This is a genomic window from Plantactinospora sp. ZYX-F-223 (assembly GCF_039649625.1).
Taxonomy (GTDB): Bacteria; Actinomycetota; Actinomycetes; order Mycobacteriales; family Micromonosporaceae; genus Plantactinospora.
Genome location: NZ_JBDJAV010000057.1, coordinates 22,586 through 40,441 on the forward strand (window position 1 = coordinate 22,586; position 17,856 = coordinate 40,441).

Here is a 17,856-nt window from a genome sequence, read left to right on the forward strand (position 1 = left end):
GGGTCGGAGGGCAAGGTGGCACGGCAACGGGTCGGACAGCGTCGACCGCACGAGAAACCCGCGCCGTACCGGGGCCCGGGTGGGAGCCACCCGCCGACGCTCGGCGTCGACGTCGGAGGTGTGCTGGTCACGCTCGCCGGACGCGACGAGGACACCTCGTTCTTCGGCGGCCAGCCGTTGCTGACCCCGGCGGTGCCGGGAGTCTTCGAGGCCCTCGCCGCGCTGACCGCCGAGCCGTTCGCCGGGCGGGTGCACCTGGTCTCCAAGGCCGGCCCCAAGGTGGCCGCGAACACCCGCGACTGGCTGGTCCACCACCGGTTCTTCGACCGTACCGGCATTTCCGTCGGCAACCTGCACTTCGTCCGGGAACGCCGGGACAAGGCGCCGGTCTGCCAGCGCCTCGGCATCACCCACTTCGTCGACGACCGGCTCGACGTACTCGCCCATCTGGAGACCGTCGCGCACCGCTACCTGTTCCTGGGCGGCACGGACGAGCGTCCGCCGGACGGGAGCGTTCCGGACTGGGCGACGGTCGCCGACACCTGGGCGGCACTCGCCACCATGCTCCCGGAGTCGATCCCCGCCCAGGCCACCCGCCGACCGTGACCGGCACAGTGCCGGGCCCGCTGGCCGGCATATGCCGGACGAGCGTGATACCACGGAGTCATCGTGATGACTCCGTGGTATCAGCGGTAGCGGGACATGCCGCGCACCGGGGGGCCGTCGCCCCGAGCCGCCGGGCCGAAGGGTAGCCCGGCCGAGGTCGTCGGATCAGGTCAGACCTGGTGTTCGACGCGGTGCCGCAGGTAGTCGTCGGAGGAGGTACGGGCGATCCGGATGGCCTGCTCGACCATCGGCCGCAGCTCCTCGGGATAGTGCTCCGTCTTCAGGTCCGGGGCCGGTCACTCTGCTCGCCCGACGCGCCGGTCGCGGATCCGTCGCCGATCACCATGGCGGCCACCCTATCCGCCGAGCGCGGCCCGGATCCGCGCCAGGCGTGGGCCCGGTGCACGGATCAGCCCGTGCGTACGCCGAGCCGGTGCCACTGCTCCGGCGTCGAAGCGGCCCCGGACTCGCCCTGACCGGCGTCGTGTCGCGTGGGCGGGTCGGCCGGGGGGCGTACCTGGGTCAGCGCGTCCAGCACGGCGGCGATGGCCGGATGGAGCGGACCGTCGCCGCTCGGACGGGTCACCGCGAAGATCCGGCGGCCGGTGACCGGCCGGAGCAGCGGCTCGACGTGCACCCCGGACGGTACGTTGCGCAGCGCCATCCCCGGCACCAGTGCGGCACCGAGCCCGGCCGCCACCAGGTCCAGGGTGAGCGCGAAGTCGATCGCCCGGTGCCGGATGTCGGGCTCGAATCCGGCCAGGTGACAGGCGTGCAGGGTGGACCGGCCGCACGGGGTGTGCGCGGCGCTGGCCACCCAGGGCACGTCGGCAAGGTCGGCGAGCCGCCCGGTGCGCCGGCCCCAGCGGAGCGGGGTGATCAGGTGCATCGGGTCGGTCGCGATCGGGTGCCGGTCCAGCTCGGCGGTGGCGATCCCGGGCACGTGGTCGTACTCCTGCAGGACCGCGATGTCCAGCACGGCCGAGCGCAGGTCCAGCCGGCTCTGCTCGTCCTCGGCCTCGCTCACCCGGACGTCGAGATCGGAGTGCGCGGCCATCGCCCGGGCGGCCGCCGGGGCGACCAGGACGCCGGCCGCGGACGGGAAGGAGCCGACCCGGACGGTGCCGGCGACCCGCTGGTGCGCGACGGCCAGCCCGGTGACCGCCTGCTCGACGGCGCCGAGGATCCGCTCCGCGTGCCCGGCGAGCACCTGCCCGGCGGAGGTGAGCACCACGCCCCGGCCGGAGCGTTCGACCAGCGGATAGCCGGCCTCCCGGGCAAGCTGGGCGAGCTGCTGGGAGACCGCCGACGGGGTGACGTGCAGGGCGGCGGCGGCAGCGGTCACCCCGCCGCGCAGTGCCACCTCGTGCAGCACCCGGAGGCGCCGGACGTCCAGATCCATGTAGGCACGCTACAACACCCGTTAAGAATCTTGAACTGGACCTTAAACGAGCTGGCCGGCAGCGTGGTCGGCATGAAATTCCCGCACCGCATGCAGGCGGTCCTGGTCGCCGCCCTCTGGGGAGTCAACTTCGTCGTCATCGAGGTCGGCCTCCGCGACCTGCCGCCGCTGGTGCTGACCGCGCTGCGGTTCGTCGCCGCCGCGGTGCCACTGGTCCTCCTGGTCCCCCGGCCGACCGCGCGGTTCCGGTACGTGCTCGGCTACGGCCTGGTCCTCGGCGTCTTCAAGTTCGGCCTCCTCTTCGTCGCGATCGACGCCGGGATGCCGCCCGGGCTCGCCTCGCTGGTGTTGCAGACCCAGGCGTTGGTCTCGGTGATGCTCGCCGCCGCCTTCCTCAGCGAGCGGCCCAGCGGCACCCAGCTCGCCGGGGTGCTGACCGGCTCGGCCGGGATCGCCCTGCTGGCGGTCGGCGCGGGTGGGCACGCCACCGCGATCGGGTTCGCGCTCACCCTGGCCGCGGCGGTCAGTTGGGCCCTGGCGAACGTGGTGGTCCGGGCCAGCGGCGAGACCCGGCCGCTGTCGCTGCTGGTCTGGTCCAGCCTGGTACCGCCGCTGCCGCTGCTCGGCCTGGCCGGCGTGGTGGACGGGCCACGGGTGGTGCTCGACGCGATCACCGGAATGTCCTGGACCGCCGTGCTGGCGGTCGGCTACGTCGGGTACCTCTCCACGCTGGTCGGCTGGGGCATCTGGAACCGGCTGATCGGCACCTACTCGGTGGCCCGGGTCGCCCCGTTCAGCCTGCTGGTGCCGATCTTCGGGCTGGCCGCCGCCGCGCTGCTGCTCGGCGAGCCGATCACCGGTACGGAACTGGCGGCCGGCGCGGTCGTACTGGTCGGGCTGGCCCTGGTGGTGCGGGCTCCGGCGCAGCGAGACGCCGGCATGTTGGAGGCCGAGCCCTCAACCCGACCGGTGGCAACGCCATCGCCTCAACGCCGGACCGCAGGCACCGGCAAGAACCTGCGCGAATGACGAAGGCGCGACACCTGGGCAGCTCCCCCACACTGTCGGCGAGCTAGCTGGTCGGGGCGCCCGTCGCGGCACTGTCCGCCTGCCGACCGTTCGATCTGCACGCAGAGTGTGTGAAGGGTGTCGAGGTCTGTCGTCACGAACAGATCCTCAACACCCTTCACCCCGCGCCCGCAGCCCCGAACGGCTTCGGACCTACTCGTCGATCAGGTGTAGGTCGGGATGACCGACCAGCAACCCCCGCCGTGCGGCCACATGGGATAGCCGGCCTTGTAGTTGACCATATCGATGAGCGTGGTGCCGGTCGCCTTGCCGACGATGCCGTCGACGCTCAGGCCGAAGAAGCGCTGGAAGTTCTCGACCGCGCGCTTGGTCGCCTGCCCGAAGATGGTGTCGACAGCCAGGCCGGCGCCGCCGACGTAGTTCAGGCCGGCCTGTACGCATCGCACCCCGGCTGCGTTGGACGAACCCAGCCCGATGTTGCCGACGTTCGGCGATGCCTGGGCGGGCGCCACGGCCACCCCGAGGAGCAGGGCGACTGCGGCGATCACACCGATCAGGACACTCGACAGTCTCTTCACTGGCATCACGGTCTCCTCTGCTGCGACTGACATGCCACCCCCGTTGGTGGGGTCTGGCCGGCGACCTCTGCGGTTGCCGCCTCAGCATCCGGCAGGGCTGTGGGTCGAGTTCTCAACGGATTGTTGACGGCCGCGGGCGTGGCCGGGATCGTCAGCCGGTGAGCTTGGCGCGGACCTGCTCGGCCTCGGGATGTCCGAGCTGGTCGAGGATGTCCAGAGTGCGCTGCCAGATCCGGCGGGACTCGTCGATGTCACCCGCTGCCCGGCGGGTGTCGCCGAGATGGTTGAGGACGGCAGCCTCGGAGTAGCGGTCGCCGAAGCTCCGGATCAGGTCGAGGGCGTGCTGGTAGCAGGCTGCGGCCTGGTGGTGGTCGCCGAGTTGGTGATGGGCGTAGCCGAGGCTGTCCCAGGTGTCGGCCTCACCGGGACGGTCCCCGATCTCCTGATGCAGGACGATGGCCTGCTGGCAGTGAGTCAGCGCCTGCTGGTGGTCGCCGAGCAGCGTGTGGAACCAGCCGACCGAGTTCAGCGCCCTGGCCTGCCCGCCCCGGTGGCCGGCGGTCCGGTACAGGTCGAGTGCTCGTTGGGCGTGGCGCAGCGCCTCCCCGCAGCGCCCCTTCTGCTCGTACACCCAGGCCAAGCCACGGTGCGTGTACGCCTGGCCGGTGTGATCGCCCAACTCACGGAACAGCGCGAGCGCCTCCCGATAGTGGGTGTACGCGTCGTCCTCCCGCCCCTGGCGGGCGTAGGCGCGGGCGAGACCCCGGTGGGCGTACGCCTGACCGGTGCGGTTGGCCAGGCGCCGCGCGGCCGCGAGCGCGGCTGTATGGGCGGTGATCTGGTCCTGCCAGTGTCCGCCCCGGTCGAAGAAATCGGTGAGGGTCCAGGTCAGCTGCCAGGTGTGGGTGCCGAATCCGGCCTGGGCGGCCAGCCGGACAACCTCGAGCAGCACCGCGTGCTCGGCGTTGAACCACGCCGTCGCCCCGGCTTCGTCGACGAGTTCCTCGGCCGTCGTACCGGGATGGACGTCGGCCAGCGTGATCAGGTCGCGGTGCGGGTCCAGCAGCCGGGCGGCGCGGTGCGCGGTGTGCAGGTAGTGGTCGAGCACCCGGTGCACCGCCGCGTTCCGGTCGTCCTCGTCGTCGAGGGCGTGGGCGAGTTCGGCCGCGTAGGCGCGCAGCAGGTCGTGGAAGGCGAACCGGCCTGGAGCCTGCTTGGCGACGAGGTGAGCGCGGGTGAGTTCGGCCAACAGCGGTCCCACGTGTGCGGGTGGGCTGCCGTCGAGGCTGGCGGCGGCGGGCAGGCCGATGTCCGGGCCGGGGTGCACCCCGAGCAACCGGAACAGCCTCGCCGCGCCGGGGCTGAGCGCGCGGTACGACCAGGAGAACACGGACCGCGCGTCGATCGCCGCGTCGGCGCCGGCGAACGCGTCCAGGCTGCCCCGGGCGTCGCGCAGTTCACCTGCCAACGTTGCGAGCGGCAGTCTCGGATCGATGGCTGCGCGGGCCGCCACGATCGCCAGCGCCAGCGGCAGCCGCGCGCACCGGGCGATGATCTCGTCGACGGCCGGCAGTTCGACCGCCACCCGGGCCGCTCCGAGGCGGCGGGTCAGCAGTTGCCGCGCCTCGTCGACCGAGAGTAGGTCCAGCGCGATGGGGCGGGCGCCTTCGGCGGCGACCAGGCCGGACAGTTGGTTCCGGCTGGTCACCACCACCAGGCAACCCGGTGCGCCGGGTAGCAGTGGGCGGACCTGGTCGGCGTCCCGGACATTGTCCAGCACGACCAGCACCCGCCGCCCGGCCAGCAGGCTGCGGTAGAGGCCGATCTGGGCGTCCAGGCCGGCCGGGATCTGCTGCGGCGGTACCGCGAACGCGTCCAGAAACCCGCGCACCGCCTCCGCCGGATTCATCACCGAGCCGCCCGGGTCGAACCCGCGCAGGTTCACGTACAACTGGCCATCGCCGAACCGGTCGGCCACCCGATGCGCCCAGTGCACCGCCAGCGCGGTCTTGCCCACTCCGGCCGTGCCGGACAACGCCGAGATGACCACCGCGGTGGGCTGCTCGGCGGCCGCGTCCAGGATGGTGTCGAGCTGATCCAGCTCATTGCTGCGGCCGGCGAACCCGTACACGTCGGGAGGCAGTTGCGCCGGCACGTGCCGGGCCGGCGCCGCCACCGCAAGCGGCGCGGGTGCGGCCCGATCGAGTTCCCCGCGCAGGATCGCCACGTGCAGTCCCCGTAGTGCCGCCCCGGGGTCGACGCCGAGGTCGTCGGCCAGCCGCTGGCGGGTCGCGGCGTACCGGTCCAGGGCCTCCGCGTCGCGACCGGTGGCGTGCAGGGCCCGCATCAGAGCGGCGGTCAACGGCTCCACGAGCGGGTACTCGTCGAGCAGGTCGGTCAACGGTCCGACGACGACGGTCGGGTTGCCGACCTGTAGCTCGGCCTGGGCCCACGCCAGGACCGCATCGAGATACTGCTGCCGGCACCTCTCGCGCGTCCGCTCCACCCACCGCCCGGTGAGGCCGGTGAGGGGCTCTCCACGCCAGAGATCCAGGGCCTCGCGCAACATCGCGGCCCGCCGGTCCCCGGCGCAGCGCGACTCACGCGCCCGAGCCACCAGGTCACGAAACCGGTGCAGGTCCACCCGAAGACGGTCGATGTCGAGGACATATCCCGCGGCGGTACGGAGCACCAGCCGCTCAGACCGGTTGTCCGCGGTGTCGGAGCGCTCCAGCAGGCGCCGGATCCGGGTGACATAGGTATGCAGCGTCCGGCGTGCTCCCGGCGGTGCGACCGGGCCCCACACCCGGTCCACCAGGACGTCGACGGACATCGGCCGGCCCGCGTCGATGGCCAGCGCCGCCAGCACCGCGCACTGCTGCGGCGGCCCGACCGCCACCACGCGATCAGCTACTTGGATCTGCACCTGCCCCAGCACCCGCAACTCCATCGTCAGCCTCCGGCCGCTCCCGCCGCACTGCTATCAACGAATCGACCACCAACACTGCGCCGACATGCCACAGCTGGGTAGCTGCTGTCGTTGATCTTCCATTGCCCGGCCGGTACCGGATGGACGTTGCCGCGAGACTGCGGCCGATAGGGCGCAAGTCCGAGGTCTTGGCTTGGCCGAGAGAGCACCGTCGGGCGCATCCGACCCCAGCCGATGAGGCCGAGCCGGGCTGATCCGGCACGGCAGGCCGAGTCCGCCGCCCCGGTTGACGTCACGGCTGGAAGCGGTAGCCCATCCCCGGCTCGGTGAGCAGGTGCCGGGGCCGGGACGGGTCGTCCTCCAGCTTCCGGCGCAACTGCGCCATGTACTGCCGCAGGTAGTTCGTCTCCGACTGGTACTGCGGGCCCCAGACGTCGTGCAGCAGTTGACGCTGGCTGACCAGCCGGCCCGGGTTGCGTACCAGGATCTCCAGCAGGTGCCACTCGGTCGGGGTGAGCCGCACCTCGGCGCCGTCGGCGGCGCGTACCGCGTGCGCGCTGAGGTCCACGGTGTGCCGGCCGACCTCCACCGCCGACACCTCCTCGCCGGCTCCGGCGGCCCGTCGGGTCACCGCGCGGACCCGGGCCAGCAGTTCGTCCACCCCGAACGGCTTGGTGACGTAGTCGTCGGCGCCGGCGTCCAGCGCCGCCACCTTGTCCTGGCTGCCGGCCCGGCCCGAAAGCACGATGATCGGCACGTTGGTCCAGCCGCGCAGCCCCCGGATCACCTGCACCCCGTCCATGTCCGGCAGGCCGAGGTCGAGCACCACGATGTCCGGACGGTGGCTGGCCGCCAGCCGCAGCGCGGCCGCGCCGTCCCCGGCGACCTCGACGTCGTACCGCCGGGCCCGCAGGTTGATCCGCAGCGCGCGGAGGATCTGCGGTTCGTCGTCCACCACCAGTACCCGGGTCACCCGGCCCCCTCGTCGTCCGCCACGGGTAGCCGCAGCACCATGGTCAATCCGCCACCCGGGGTCTCCTCCGGCTCCAGGCTGCCACCCATCGCCTCGGCCAACCCCCGGGACAGCGCCAGTCCCAGCCCGATCCCGGCGTGGTTGCCCCGATCGCCCTGCCGCTGGAACGGCAGGAAGGCCCGCTCCCACTGCTCGCGCGGCAGCCCCGGGCCCTGGTCCACCACCCGCAACTCGACGAAGCCACCGTGCTCGCTGGCGGTGACCGCCGGTGGCCGGTCCGCCGGGCTGAACCGCAGCGCGTTGGCGACCAGGTTGACCAGTACCCGTTCCAGCAGGCCCGGGTCGGAGCGGACCGCCGGCAGGTGCGCCGGCAGGCTGACCCGGACCCGGCGGGCCGGTTCGCCCAGCTCGTCCAGGGCCGACGGCACCACGTCCTCCAGGCCGAGCAGCGCCGGGCGCAGCCCCAGCGCCCCGGCCTGGAGCCGGCTCATGTCCAGCAGGTTCGCCACCAGCCGGGTCAGCCGGTCCAGCGACTCCTCGGCGGTGGCCAGCAACTCCTCCCGGTCACCCGGGTCGAACTCGACGTCGGCGCTGCGCAGGCTGGTCACCGCCGCCTTCGCCGAGGCGAGCGGGGTACGCAGGTCGTGGCTGACCGCCGCCAGCAGGGCGGTACGCAGCCGGTCCGCCTCGGCGATCGGCTTGGCCGCCGCCGCCTCCTCGGCCAGCCGTTCCTGCCGGAGCGCCACGGCGGCCTGCGCGGCGAACGCCTCGACGATGCGCCGATCGGCCGCCGGCAGCACCCGGCCGCGCAACACCAGGCTGAGGTCGTCGTCGACGCCCACCTCCACGTCGCCGGCAGCCGGGGTTCCGCAGGGCTCTTCGCCGACGTTGGCGGCGACCCGCCAGGCGCGCGGGTCCCGTTGCCGGTCCGGGCTCTCCGGCGCGCCCGGGGAGCGTTCCAGCAGGGTGACCGAGCCCAGCCCGTAGGTCTCGCGCAGCCGTTCCAGCAGCGCGGTCACCGGCCGGGCGCCCCGGACCACGCTGCCGGCGACCGCGCCGAGCAGTTGCGCCTCCGCGCTGGCCCGGGCCGCCTCCCGGGTACGTCGGGCGGCCAGGTCCACCACCCCGCTGACCGCGGCGGCGACCAGCAGGAAGACCACCAGCGCCAGCAGGTTCTCGGTCTCGGCGATGGTGAACCGGTGCAGCGGCGGGGTGAAGAAGAAGTTGATCAGCAGCGAGCTGAGCAGCGCGGCGAGCAGCGCCGGCCACCAGCCGCCGACCAGGGCGATCCCGATCACGGCGGCGAGGAAGAGCAGCAGGTCGCTGCTGAGCGACAGGTCGTCGGCGAGCAGCCAGAGCAGGTACGTCAGCAGCGGGATGCCGACGACGGTCAGGCCGAGGCCGATCAGGCGCCGCCGCCGGGACAGCGCGGCCGGCGGCGTCACCAGCCGGCCCCGACCGGCCTGCTCGTGCGTGACCAGGTGGACGTCGATCGGCCCGGAGAGCGCGGTGGTGGTGGCCCCGACGCCCCGGGAGAGGATCTGGGCGAACCGGCCCCGGCGGCTGGCCCCGAGCACGATCTGGGTGGCGTTGACCCCTCGGGCGAAGTCGAGCAGCGCGGTCGGGATGTCGGCGCCGATCGCCTGGTGGTAGGTGCCGCCCAGCCGCTCCACCAGCATCCGCTGCCGCTCCAGCGTGGTCGGGTCGGCGCCGCGCAGCCCGTCGCTGCGGGCGACGTGGATCGCCATCAGCTCGGCGCCCCGGCCCCGGGCCGCGATCCGGGCCGCCCGGCGGATCAGCGTGTCGCCCTCCGGCCCGCCGGTGAGCCCGACCACCACCCGTTCCCGGGTCTCCCAGGTGGCGGCGATGCCCTGGTCGGCCCGGTACCGGTCGAGCTGGTCCTCGACCTTGTCGGCCAGCCAGAGCAGGGCGAGTTCGCGCAGCGCGGTGAGGTTGCCGATCCGGAAGTAGTTGGCCAGCGCCGCGTCGACCTTGTCCGGGTGGTAGATGTTGCCGTGCGCCATCCGCCGGCGCAGCGCCTCCGGGGTCATGTCGACCAGCTCGACCTGCTCGGCACCGCGTACGACGCCGTCCGGCACGGTCTCCTGCTGGGTCACCCCGGTGATCTGCGCGACGACGTCGTTGAGCGACTCCAGGTGCTGGACGTTGACCGTGGAGAGTACGTCGATGCCGGCGTCCAGCAGCTCGTGGATGTCCTGCCAGCGCTTGCCGTTGCGCGACCCGGGCACGTTGGTGTGGGCCAGCTCGTCCACCACCGCGACCTCGGGCCGGCGGGCCAGTACGGCGTCGACGTCCATCTCGGTGAAATCGCTGTCCCGGTAGCGGATCGTCTTCCGGGGAATCGCCGGCAGGTCGCCGAGCATCGCGGCGGTGTGCCGGCGGCCGTGGGTCTCGACCAGACCCACGACCACGTCCGTGCCGCGCGCCGCCCGGCGGTGCGCCTCCTCCAACATCGCGTACGTCTTGCCGACCCCCGGGGCGGCCCCGAGGTAGATGCGCAGTTGCCCGCGTGCCACGCTGCTGATCCTGCCTTATCTGTCGGGGCCGCCCGGTGCCGATCAGCCGCCGGCCGGCAGCTCGCGGTCCAGGGCGAGGTTGAGTTCCAGCACGTTGACCCGGGGCTCGCCGAGGAAGCCGAGCCCCCGCCCGTCGGTGTGCTCCTCGACCAGCCGGCGTACCTGGTCCGGGCTGGTGTGCCGCTCCCGGGCGACCCGGGCGACCTGGATCGACGCGTACGCCGGGCTGATGTGCGGGTCGAGGCCGCTGCCGCTGGCGGTGACCGCGTCGGCCGGTACCGCCGGCTCGGCGGGTGCGTCGCCCCGGATCGGGGTGATCAGCCCACCGGAGTAGTCCTGCCCGGGTACGGCGCACTCCACGGGCACGCCGCCGAAGCTGGCCAGGAACGGGGTGGCCGGGCAGGGCTGGTTGACGCTGACCGCCCGGGTCACCGGGCCGGTCAGGCCGTCGCGGTGGAAGACCCGCAGCACCGCACCGAACCCGTCCGGGGTGCAGAACGGGCGCCGGCCGTCCACCCCGTCGAGTTCCCCGGCCGCCTTGCTGCGGGCGCAGACCTGGGTGAGCAGGCTCTGGGTACCCTCGTCCGGGTTGCCCTCGGCGTCGACCGCGCCGGGCACCGGCAGGGTGTCCTCGACGCTCTCCGGCCCCAGGTTGCTGGCGGCGGTGGCGGTGGGGTCGTAGCCGTCGCCGGCCGCCGACGGGCGGCTCTGGAAGTACCGCGGGATGGGGTTGCCGTCCGCGTCGGTGAAGGACTGGCCGATCAGGCCGCTGCCGACGACGGCGCCGTCGGCGCTGCGGACCAGCGAGCCCTCGGCCCGGTCGTGCAGGCCGGGAATCTGCCCGACCCCGACCATGACCAGCGGGTAGGCCAGCCCGAGCAGCGCGGTGAAGACCAGCACGGCCCGGAACGCGGCCAGGTGTTGGGCGAGCCAGGTGGGTAGGCGCATCACGAGATCCCTGGGATGAGCGAGATGAGAAGGTCGAGGATTTTGATGCCGACGAACGGTGCGACGATGCCGCCGAGGCCGTAGAGCCAGAGGTTGCGGGTCAGCAGCTTGCTGGCGCTGCTGGGCCGGTAGCGGACACCGCGCAGGGCGAGCGGGATCAGCACCACGATGACGATCGCGTTGAACACCACCGCGGCGAGGATCGCCGATTCCGGGCTGGACAGCCGCATGATGTTCAGCGCGTCCAGGCTGGGATAGATCCCGGCGAACATGGCCGGGATGATCGCGAAGTACTTGGCGATGTCGTTGGCGATCGAGAAGGTCGTCAACGCGCCCCGGGTGATCAGCAACTGCTTGCCGATCTCCACGATCTCGATCAGCTTGGTCGGGTCGGAGTCGAGGTCGACCATGTTGCCGGCCTCTTTGGCCGCCGTGGTGCCGGTGTTCATCGCCACCCCGACGTCGGCCTGGGCCAGCGCCGGGGCGTCGTTGGTGCCGTCACCGGTCATCGCGACCAGCCGGCCGCCCTCCTGCTCCCGCTTGATCAGCGCGAGCTTGTCCTCCGGGGTGGCCTCGGCGAGGAAGTCGTCGACCCCGGCCTCGTCCGCGATCGCCTTCGCGGTACGCGGGTTGTCACCGGTGATCATCACGGTCCGGATGCCCATCCGGCGCATCTCGGCGAACCGCTCCCGCATGCCGGACTTGACCACGTCCTTGAGGTGGATCACTCCGAGGGTGCGGGCCGGTTCGCCGTCGACGTGCTCGGCCACCACCAGCGGGGTACCCCCGCCGCCGCTGATACCGTCGACGATGTCCCCGACCTGGTCGGTCGGATGCCCGCCGTTGTCCCGGACCCACTTCATCACCGCGGCGGCGGCGCCCTTGCGGACCCGGCGGGCCGGCCCGCCGGTTCCCCCGTCGACGGTCGCGTCCGGGGTCAGGTCGACGCCGGACATCCGGGTCTGCGCGGTGAACGGTACGAAGGTGGCGTGCGGGATCAGCCCCGGCTCCCGCTCCCGCAGCCCGTACGCGTTCTTGGCCAGCACCACCACCGAGCGCCCCTCCGGGGTCTCGTCGGCCAGGCTGGAAAGCTGGGCCGCGTCCGCGACCTGCTCGGCGGTGACCCCGTCGACCGGGACGAACTCCGCCGCCTGCCGGTTGCCGAGGGTGATGGTGCCGGTCTTGTCCAGCAGCAGCGTGTTGACGTCACCGGCGGCCTCGACCGCCCGGCCGCTCATCGCCAGCACGTTGCGCTGGACCAGCCGGTCCATCCCGGCGATGCCGATCGCGGAGAGCAGCGCGCCGATGGTGGTCGGGATCAGGCAGACCAGCAGCGAGACCAGCACGATCCCGGTGACCCCGTCGGCGTTGATCGCCGCGGTGTCCGGCGCCGCGCCCTGGAAGCCCTTGGAGAAGATCGCCAACGGCTGGAGCGTCACCACCGCCATCAGGAAGATGACGGTCAGCGCCGCGAGCAGGATGTTCAGCGCGATCTCGTTCGGGGTCTTCTGCCGGTTCGCCCCCTCCACCAGGGCGATCATCCGGTCGATGAAGCTCTGCCCCGGCTGCTGGGTGATCCGCACGACGATCCGGTCGGAGAGCACCCTGGTGCCGCCGGTGACCGCGCTGCGGTCGCCGCCGGACTCCCGGATCACCGGGGCGGACTCGCCGGTGATCGCCGACTCGTCCACGCTGGCGATCCCCTCGACCACGTCACCGTCACCGGGGATGATCTGTCCGGCCTCGACCAGCACGATGTCGCCATGCCGCAGCTCGGTGGCGGCGACCGCCTCGTCGCGGTACGCGCCCGGCTTCGTCCCGGGCGACCAGCCGGTCAGCCGGGTCGCGACCGTGTCCCGCTTCGCCTGGCGCAGCGTCGCCGCCTGAGCCTTGCCCCGGCCCTCGGCGACCGCCTCGGCCAGGTTGGCGAAGAGCACGGTCAGCCAGAGCCAGACGGTGATCGCCCAGGCGAAGCCGGTCGGGTCGGCGACGGCCAGCGCGGTGGTGAAGACCGCGCCGACCTCCACGATCAACATCACCGGGTTGCGCCACAGCGTCACCGGGTTGAGCTTGCGGAACGCGTCCGGCAGTGAGCGGACGAGCTGCCGGGGATCCAACAGCCCACCGCCGACCCGGCCACCGCTTTCGCGGCCGGAGGACGGCAGCCCACCAGAGGGGGCGGGCACCACGGGGCTGACAGTCATCTTCCCTTTCCTCACCATGTCGTTCAGAACTCTCATCGCGCTCACAACCCTTCGGCCAGCGGGCCGAGCGCCAGCGCGGGTAGGAAGGTCAGCGCCACCAGGATCACCGTCACGCCGGCGAGCATCCCGACGAAGAGCGGCCGGTGCGTCGGCAGCGTTCCCTCCGAGGCGGGTACCGGCTTCTGCCGGGCCAGCGAGCCGGCCAGGCCGAGCACGAAGATGATCGGTAGGAACCGGCCGAGCAGCATGCAGAGCCCGAGGGCGGTGTCCCACCAGGGGGTGTTCACCGTGATCCCGGCGAACGCCGAGCCATTGTTGTTGCTCGCCGAGGTGAAGGCGTACAGCACCTCGGAGAGGCCATGCGGGCCGACGTTCAGGGCCGTGGAGTTGTTGCCGGTGGCAAAGGCCGCCGCCGTGCCGATCAGCACCAGCATCGGGGTGATCAGGAAGTACAGCGAGGCGAACTTGATCTCCCGGGCGCCGATCTTCTTGCCGACGTACTCCGGGGTGCGCCCCACCATCAGGCCGGCCACGAAGACCGTGATCACGGCGAGGACCAGCATGCCGTACAGGCCGGCGCCGACACCGCCCGGGGCGACCTCGCCCAGCATCATGTTGACCAGCGGCATCATCCCGCCCAGCGGGGTGAACGAGTCGTGGAACGAGTTCACCGCACCGGTCGAGGTGAGCGTGGTGACCGCGGCGAAGGTCGCCGAGTTGGAGACCCCGAACCGGGCCTCCTTGCCCTCCATCGCCGCCCCCACCGCCTGCGGCACCGTACCGTCGCCGGTCAGCTCGAAGACGTTGGTCAGAGTGACGCTGACGATCGCCAGGATCGCCATCACCGCGACGATGGCGTAGCCCTGCCGGTTCTGCCCGACCATCCGGCCGAAGACCCGGGGCAGGCTGAACGGGATCACCAGGATCAGCAGCAGCTCGAACCAGTTGGTCCAGGTGGTCGGGTTCTCGAACGGGTGGGCGCTGTTGGCGTTGTAGAAGCCACCGCCGTTGGTGCCGAGTTCCTTGATCACCTCTTGCGAGGCGACCGGGCCGCCGGTGATGGTCTGGGTGCCGCCGGCCACCGTGGTCACGTCGGTGCCGCCGGAGAGGTTCTGCACCACTCCGCCGATCATCAGCACGATGGCGCCGAGCACCGCGATGGGCAGCAGCACCCGCAGGGTGATCCGGACCAGGTCCACCCAGAAGTTGCCGAGCTGGTCGGTGCGGCTCCGGGCGAAGCCGCGGACCAGGGCCACCGCCACCGCGACGCCCACGGCGGCGGAGACGAAGTTCTGTACCGCCAGCCCGGCCATCTGCACCAGGTGGCCCATGGTCGACTCACCCGAGTACGCCTGCCAGTTCGTGTTCGTCACGAAGCTGACGGCGGTGTTCCAGGCGATGTGGTCGGTGACCGGGTCGAAGCCGAGCGAGAGCCACAGCTTGTCCTGCAACCGCAGGAAGGCGTAGAGGAAGAGCAGGGAGACCAGGGAGAACGCCAGTACGCTGCGGGCGTACGTCCCCCAGGACTGCTCGGCCTTGGCGTCCACGCCGATCAGACGGTAGATGCCCCGCTCCAGCCGGGAGTGCCGGGTTCCGGAGACCACCCGGTACAGGTAGTCGCCGAAGGGCTTGTGAAGCGCCACCAGCACCACGGCGAGCGAGACGAGGAGGATGATGCCCGCGGTCGTCGTACTCATCTAGAAACGCTCCGGGAAAAGGAGCGCGAACAACAGGAAGACGGCCAGCCCGGCCGCGAGCACCAGGCCGATGAGATTGACCACGCTCACAGCCGCTCCACCGCCCGGGCGAGCAGGGCCAGGGCCGCGAAGAGCCCCAGCGTCAGCACCACGAACACGACGTCGATCACCGAACGTCCTCTCCAGCATGCGCGTCCAGGCGACCGGTCTCGGCCGCCCGATTCAGGTAACCCCACGGATCGGGGCGGGGTGACCGGTTCTGACACGTCGGCTACGCCGCCGGGGCAGTTCTTGACGTGATCTTGACGGCTGCCCGGCTGAGCTGCGGGTTTCCCGGCGGCCGTGCCGGGTAGCCCGGCCGGGGAGCCACACGGGGAGGGGTGCGGGATGCCGGAATCGGAAGCCTGGGTGCACGAGGCCACCGCGACGGCCGAGGGGGGTCGGCTGCGTACCGACGACGGTGAACTCTCCACCACCCTGGCTTCGCCGTTGGCGCCGCACTGCACCGGGCTCGCCCCCGAGCAGTTGCTCGCGGCGGCGTTCGCCTCCTGCCTGCACCACGCGGCGGTCGAGGCGGCCACCGGCATCACCGACGAGGCGCACACCGTCCAGGTCCGCGCCCAGGCCCGGCTCGCCCGGGACGCCGACGGGCTCTACCGGGCCGACGTACGGGCCAGCATCGCCTCGGTCGGGCTGAACCGCGACCAGCTCACCGACCTGGCCCGGTACGCCGACCGGCTCTGGCCGTTCTCCAGCGACGGCGGCCGGCACACCCTCACCGTCACCCCGGCCGACCCCGGCCGCCGCTGATCCGCCCCGCTGGCGGGCGGCGGCTACCGGAAGCCGGCGGTCACCGCCCGGTGGTCGCTGGCCGGAGTGCGGACGACCCGGGCGTACGCCGCGGTGAGCCCCCGGTAGAGCACGTGGTCGGGACGGGTCAGCGGCAGGGCGGCCGGCCAGGTGAAGCCCGGTCCCCGCCCGGCGTCCGCCTGGGCGTCGTTGAGCAGTTCGGTCAGCGGCTCGATCATGCGGTCGGTGGTGGCGGTGTTCAGGTCGCCGAGCACGATCAGCCGCTCGGCCGGGTCCTGCCGGATCCGGGTGGCGAGCGCGGTCACCGTGCGGTCCCGGGTGCCGGTGTCCCCGGCCCGGGCCGAGCCGAGATGTACGACGTAGACGACCACGTCGCCGCCGGGTGCGGCCACCACCGCCCGCAGCGCGCGGGTCCAGGCCAACCCGGTGTCGACGCCGACGTCCTCGCGGATCGGGAACCTGCTCCAGAGCGCGACCGTGGAGACGGCCGCCCGGTACGGGTAGCGCCCGGCCAGCGTCCCGGCGACCGGAGTACGGGTGTCGCCGGAGACCTCCTGCAACCCGATCAGGTCGGCCTCGGTATCGGCCAGGCTGGCCACCGTGCCGGCCGGGTCGGGGTTGCCGGCCCGCAGGTTCTGGCTGGCCACCCGTAGCCGCACCGACCCGCCACCGCCGCCGGGCAGCCACGCCGTGCCGAAGAGCACCGCCCAGAGCAGGGCCGGCACCAGCGCCCCGGCCAGCGCGATCCGGGACCGGCGCAGCGCGGCGGCGAGCACCAGCAGCGGAACTCCGAGGCCGAGGAAGGGTGCGCCGCTGTCCACCAGGCTGCCCAGGCCACGCACGTTGGGAATCAACCGGTGGCCGGCCATCAGCGCGGTCAGCAGTGCTGCCGCGACCAGGATCAGCATGCCGCGGCGCCGCCCCCGCCCGGCCGGCCCGCCATCCGCCGGCTTGATCTTGCTCTCCGCCACCGACAGCATCGTATCGGAGCCGCTGTCGACCGCCCGACCATTCGGGCCAACTCCGGACGGGCCCGACCGGGCCAGCGGAACTGGACGAACGACCGAACCAGGCGATCTTCGACGCCGGCCCGGGCGGCGGAGGCGAAGCGTGCCCGACCGGCACGGCCGCCGCGACAAGACGGACATGCCACATCTGTCCGGTCCCGCCGCAGTCGGCCTCCGGTGTCGACGACTGCCCGGTTGACCAGGCAAAAGTGTGGCGCAGACCACCGAACCGACCCGCCCCATTCAGCTCGGCGTTACCTAACCTCGGCGGGTGCATCACACGGAACACACTGATCGTGGACAGGACAACGGGGCGCAGGCTGACCGTTCGGCCGATGTCGACTCCACCGACCAGGTAACCGGCCGGCACCGGGCCGCGGCGCCGCGCCGGCTACGCCGGACCCGGGCACTGCTCTCGTCCGGCCCGGTCCGGATCGGCTCGGTCGCCGCGGTGGCCTGCTGCCTCGGCGCGGTGGTCTTCGTCGAGTCGCGGGCCGCGACCCCACCGGTCGACCCGGCCCCGGGCAACCTGCTCGCCGAGCGCGCCGCCAGCGCCGAACGCCAGCCCGCCTCCCGGGCCACCGAACGGGCGCCCGCGCCGACCCCGCCTCCGACCGCCACCCCCTCCACCACGCCGACCGCCCGGCCGACGGTGGCCCGGACCAAGGTCGCCCGGGCCAGCAAGAAACCCAGCCGGCCGACCCCGGTCGCCGGGCTCACCCAGGCACAGATGGACAACGCGCACACCATCGTCCAGGTCGGGGTGAAGATGGACATCCCGCGCCGCGGGCTGGTGGTGGCGATCGCCACCGCCATGCAGGAGAGCAACCTCTACAACCTGGCCAGCGGCGTACTGCCGGAATCGCTGGACTACCCCAACCAGGGCGTCGGCTACGACCATGACTCGGTCGGGCTGTTCCAGCAGCGGCCCAGCTCCGGCTGGGGCACCGTCGCGGACCTGATGCGCCCGGCGTACGCGGCCGAGCAGTTCTACGCGGCCCTGCTCCAGATCCCCGGCTGGCAGGAGATGAGCGTGACCGCCGCCGCACAGGCGGTGCAGGTCTCCGCGTTCCCCGACGCGTACGCCCAGCACGAGGGGCGGGCCGGGACCGTGGTCGGCGCACTGGTCTGAACGG

14 protein-coding genes are annotated in these 17,856 nt (G+C 72.5%); 4 read left to right on the forward strand and 10 right to left on the reverse strand.

The window, feature by feature from the left end; genetic code table 11:
• The first annotated feature begins 15 nt into the window (after positions 1–15).
• Entirely contained in the window at positions 16–606 is a 591-nt protein-coding gene (locus AAH979_RS36815; RefSeq protein ID WP_346262752.1) for a hypothetical protein, read from the forward strand.
• 409 nt (positions 607–1,015) lie between these two features.
• Here AAH979_RS36815 and AAH979_RS36820 read toward each other — a convergent pair whose 3' ends face one another.
• Entirely contained in the window at positions 1,016–2,008 is a 993-nt protein-coding gene (locus AAH979_RS36820) for a LysR family transcriptional regulator (protein ID WP_346262753.1), read from the reverse strand.
• Positions 2,009–2,080: 72 nt separating this feature from the next.
• Between AAH979_RS36820 and AAH979_RS36825 the strand changes: the two genes are divergently transcribed.
• Positions 2,081–3,037: an EamA family transporter gene (locus AAH979_RS36825; protein ID WP_346262754.1), complete on the forward strand. Its 957-nt coding sequence runs from the start codon at positions 2,081–2,083 to the stop codon at positions 3,035–3,037.
• A 203-nt stretch (positions 3,038–3,240) separates the two neighbouring features.
• Here the strand turns inward: AAH979_RS36825 and AAH979_RS36830 are convergent, their stop codons facing one another.
• From AAH979_RS36830 to kdpF, 8 genes are all read right to left on the reverse strand, one after another.
• Entirely contained in the window at positions 3,241–3,621 is a 381-nt protein-coding gene (locus tag AAH979_RS36830) for a peptidoglycan-binding domain-containing protein (protein WP_346262755.1), read from the reverse strand.
• Positions 3,622–3,766: 145 nt separating this feature from the next.
• Positions 3,767–6,565, reverse strand: coding sequence for a tetratricopeptide repeat protein (locus AAH979_RS36835; protein ID WP_346262756.1), 2,799 nt, complete (start codon positions 6,563–6,565; stop codon positions 3,767–3,769).
• Positions 6,566–6,836: 271 nt separating this feature from the next.
• The gene (locus AAH979_RS36840; RefSeq protein WP_346262757.1) at positions 6,837–7,517 is read right to left on the reverse strand and encodes a response regulator; all 681 of its coding nucleotides are present in this window, start codon (positions 7,515–7,517) and stop codon (positions 6,837–6,839) included.
• Positions 7,514–10,054 (reverse strand): DUF4118 domain-containing protein, encoded by a 2,541-nt coding sequence (locus tag AAH979_RS36845; RefSeq protein ID WP_346262758.1) that lies wholly within the window; start codon positions 10,052–10,054, stop codon positions 7,514–7,516. Before AAH979_RS36845 ends, AAH979_RS36840 begins: the two co-directional genes overlap by 4 nt.
• Positions 10,055–10,096: 42 nt before the next feature.
• A complete protein-coding gene (locus AAH979_RS36850; protein ID WP_346262759.1) occupies positions 10,097–11,002 on the reverse strand; it encodes a potassium-transporting ATPase subunit C in 906 nt (301 codons plus the stop codon).
• Positions 11,002–13,206, reverse strand: coding sequence for a potassium-transporting ATPase subunit KdpB (kdpB, locus tag AAH979_RS36855; RefSeq protein WP_346262760.1), 2,205 nt, complete (start codon positions 13,204–13,206; stop codon positions 11,002–11,004). The genes AAH979_RS36850 and kdpB overlap by 1 nt, the downstream gene beginning before the upstream one ends.
• Before the next feature lie 41 nt (positions 13,207–13,247).
• Positions 13,248–14,903 (reverse strand): potassium-transporting ATPase subunit KdpA, encoded by a 1,656-nt coding sequence (gene kdpA, locus AAH979_RS36860; RefSeq protein WP_346262761.1) that lies wholly within the window; start codon positions 14,901–14,903, stop codon positions 13,248–13,250.
• Complete coding sequence (gene kdpF / locus AAH979_RS36865) at positions 14,904–14,993, reverse strand: K(+)-transporting ATPase subunit F (protein WP_346262762.1); 90 nt, start codon at positions 14,991–14,993, stop codon at positions 14,904–14,906.
• 297 nt (positions 14,994–15,290) lie between these two features.
• Between kdpF and AAH979_RS36870 the strand changes: the two genes are divergently transcribed.
• Positions 15,291–15,713 carry an OsmC family protein gene (locus AAH979_RS36870; protein ID WP_346262763.1) on the forward strand — a complete coding sequence of 141 codons (423 nt, stop codon included), beginning with the start codon at positions 15,291–15,293 and terminating at the stop codon, positions 15,711–15,713.
• A 23-nt stretch (positions 15,714–15,736) separates the two neighbouring features.
• Here AAH979_RS36870 and AAH979_RS36875 read toward each other — a convergent pair whose 3' ends face one another.
• Positions 15,737–16,684, reverse strand: coding sequence for an endonuclease/exonuclease/phosphatase family protein (locus AAH979_RS36875; protein WP_346262764.1), 948 nt, complete (start codon positions 16,682–16,684; stop codon positions 15,737–15,739).
• 307 nt (positions 16,685–16,991) lie between these two features.
• On the opposite strand from AAH979_RS36875, the gene AAH979_RS36880 reads away from it, so the two are divergent.
• Positions 16,992–17,852 carry a hypothetical protein gene (locus tag AAH979_RS36880; RefSeq protein ID WP_346262765.1) on the forward strand — a complete coding sequence of 287 codons (861 nt, stop codon included), beginning with the start codon at positions 16,992–16,994 and terminating at the stop codon, positions 17,850–17,852.
• Positions 17,853–17,856: the final 4 nt, after the last annotated feature.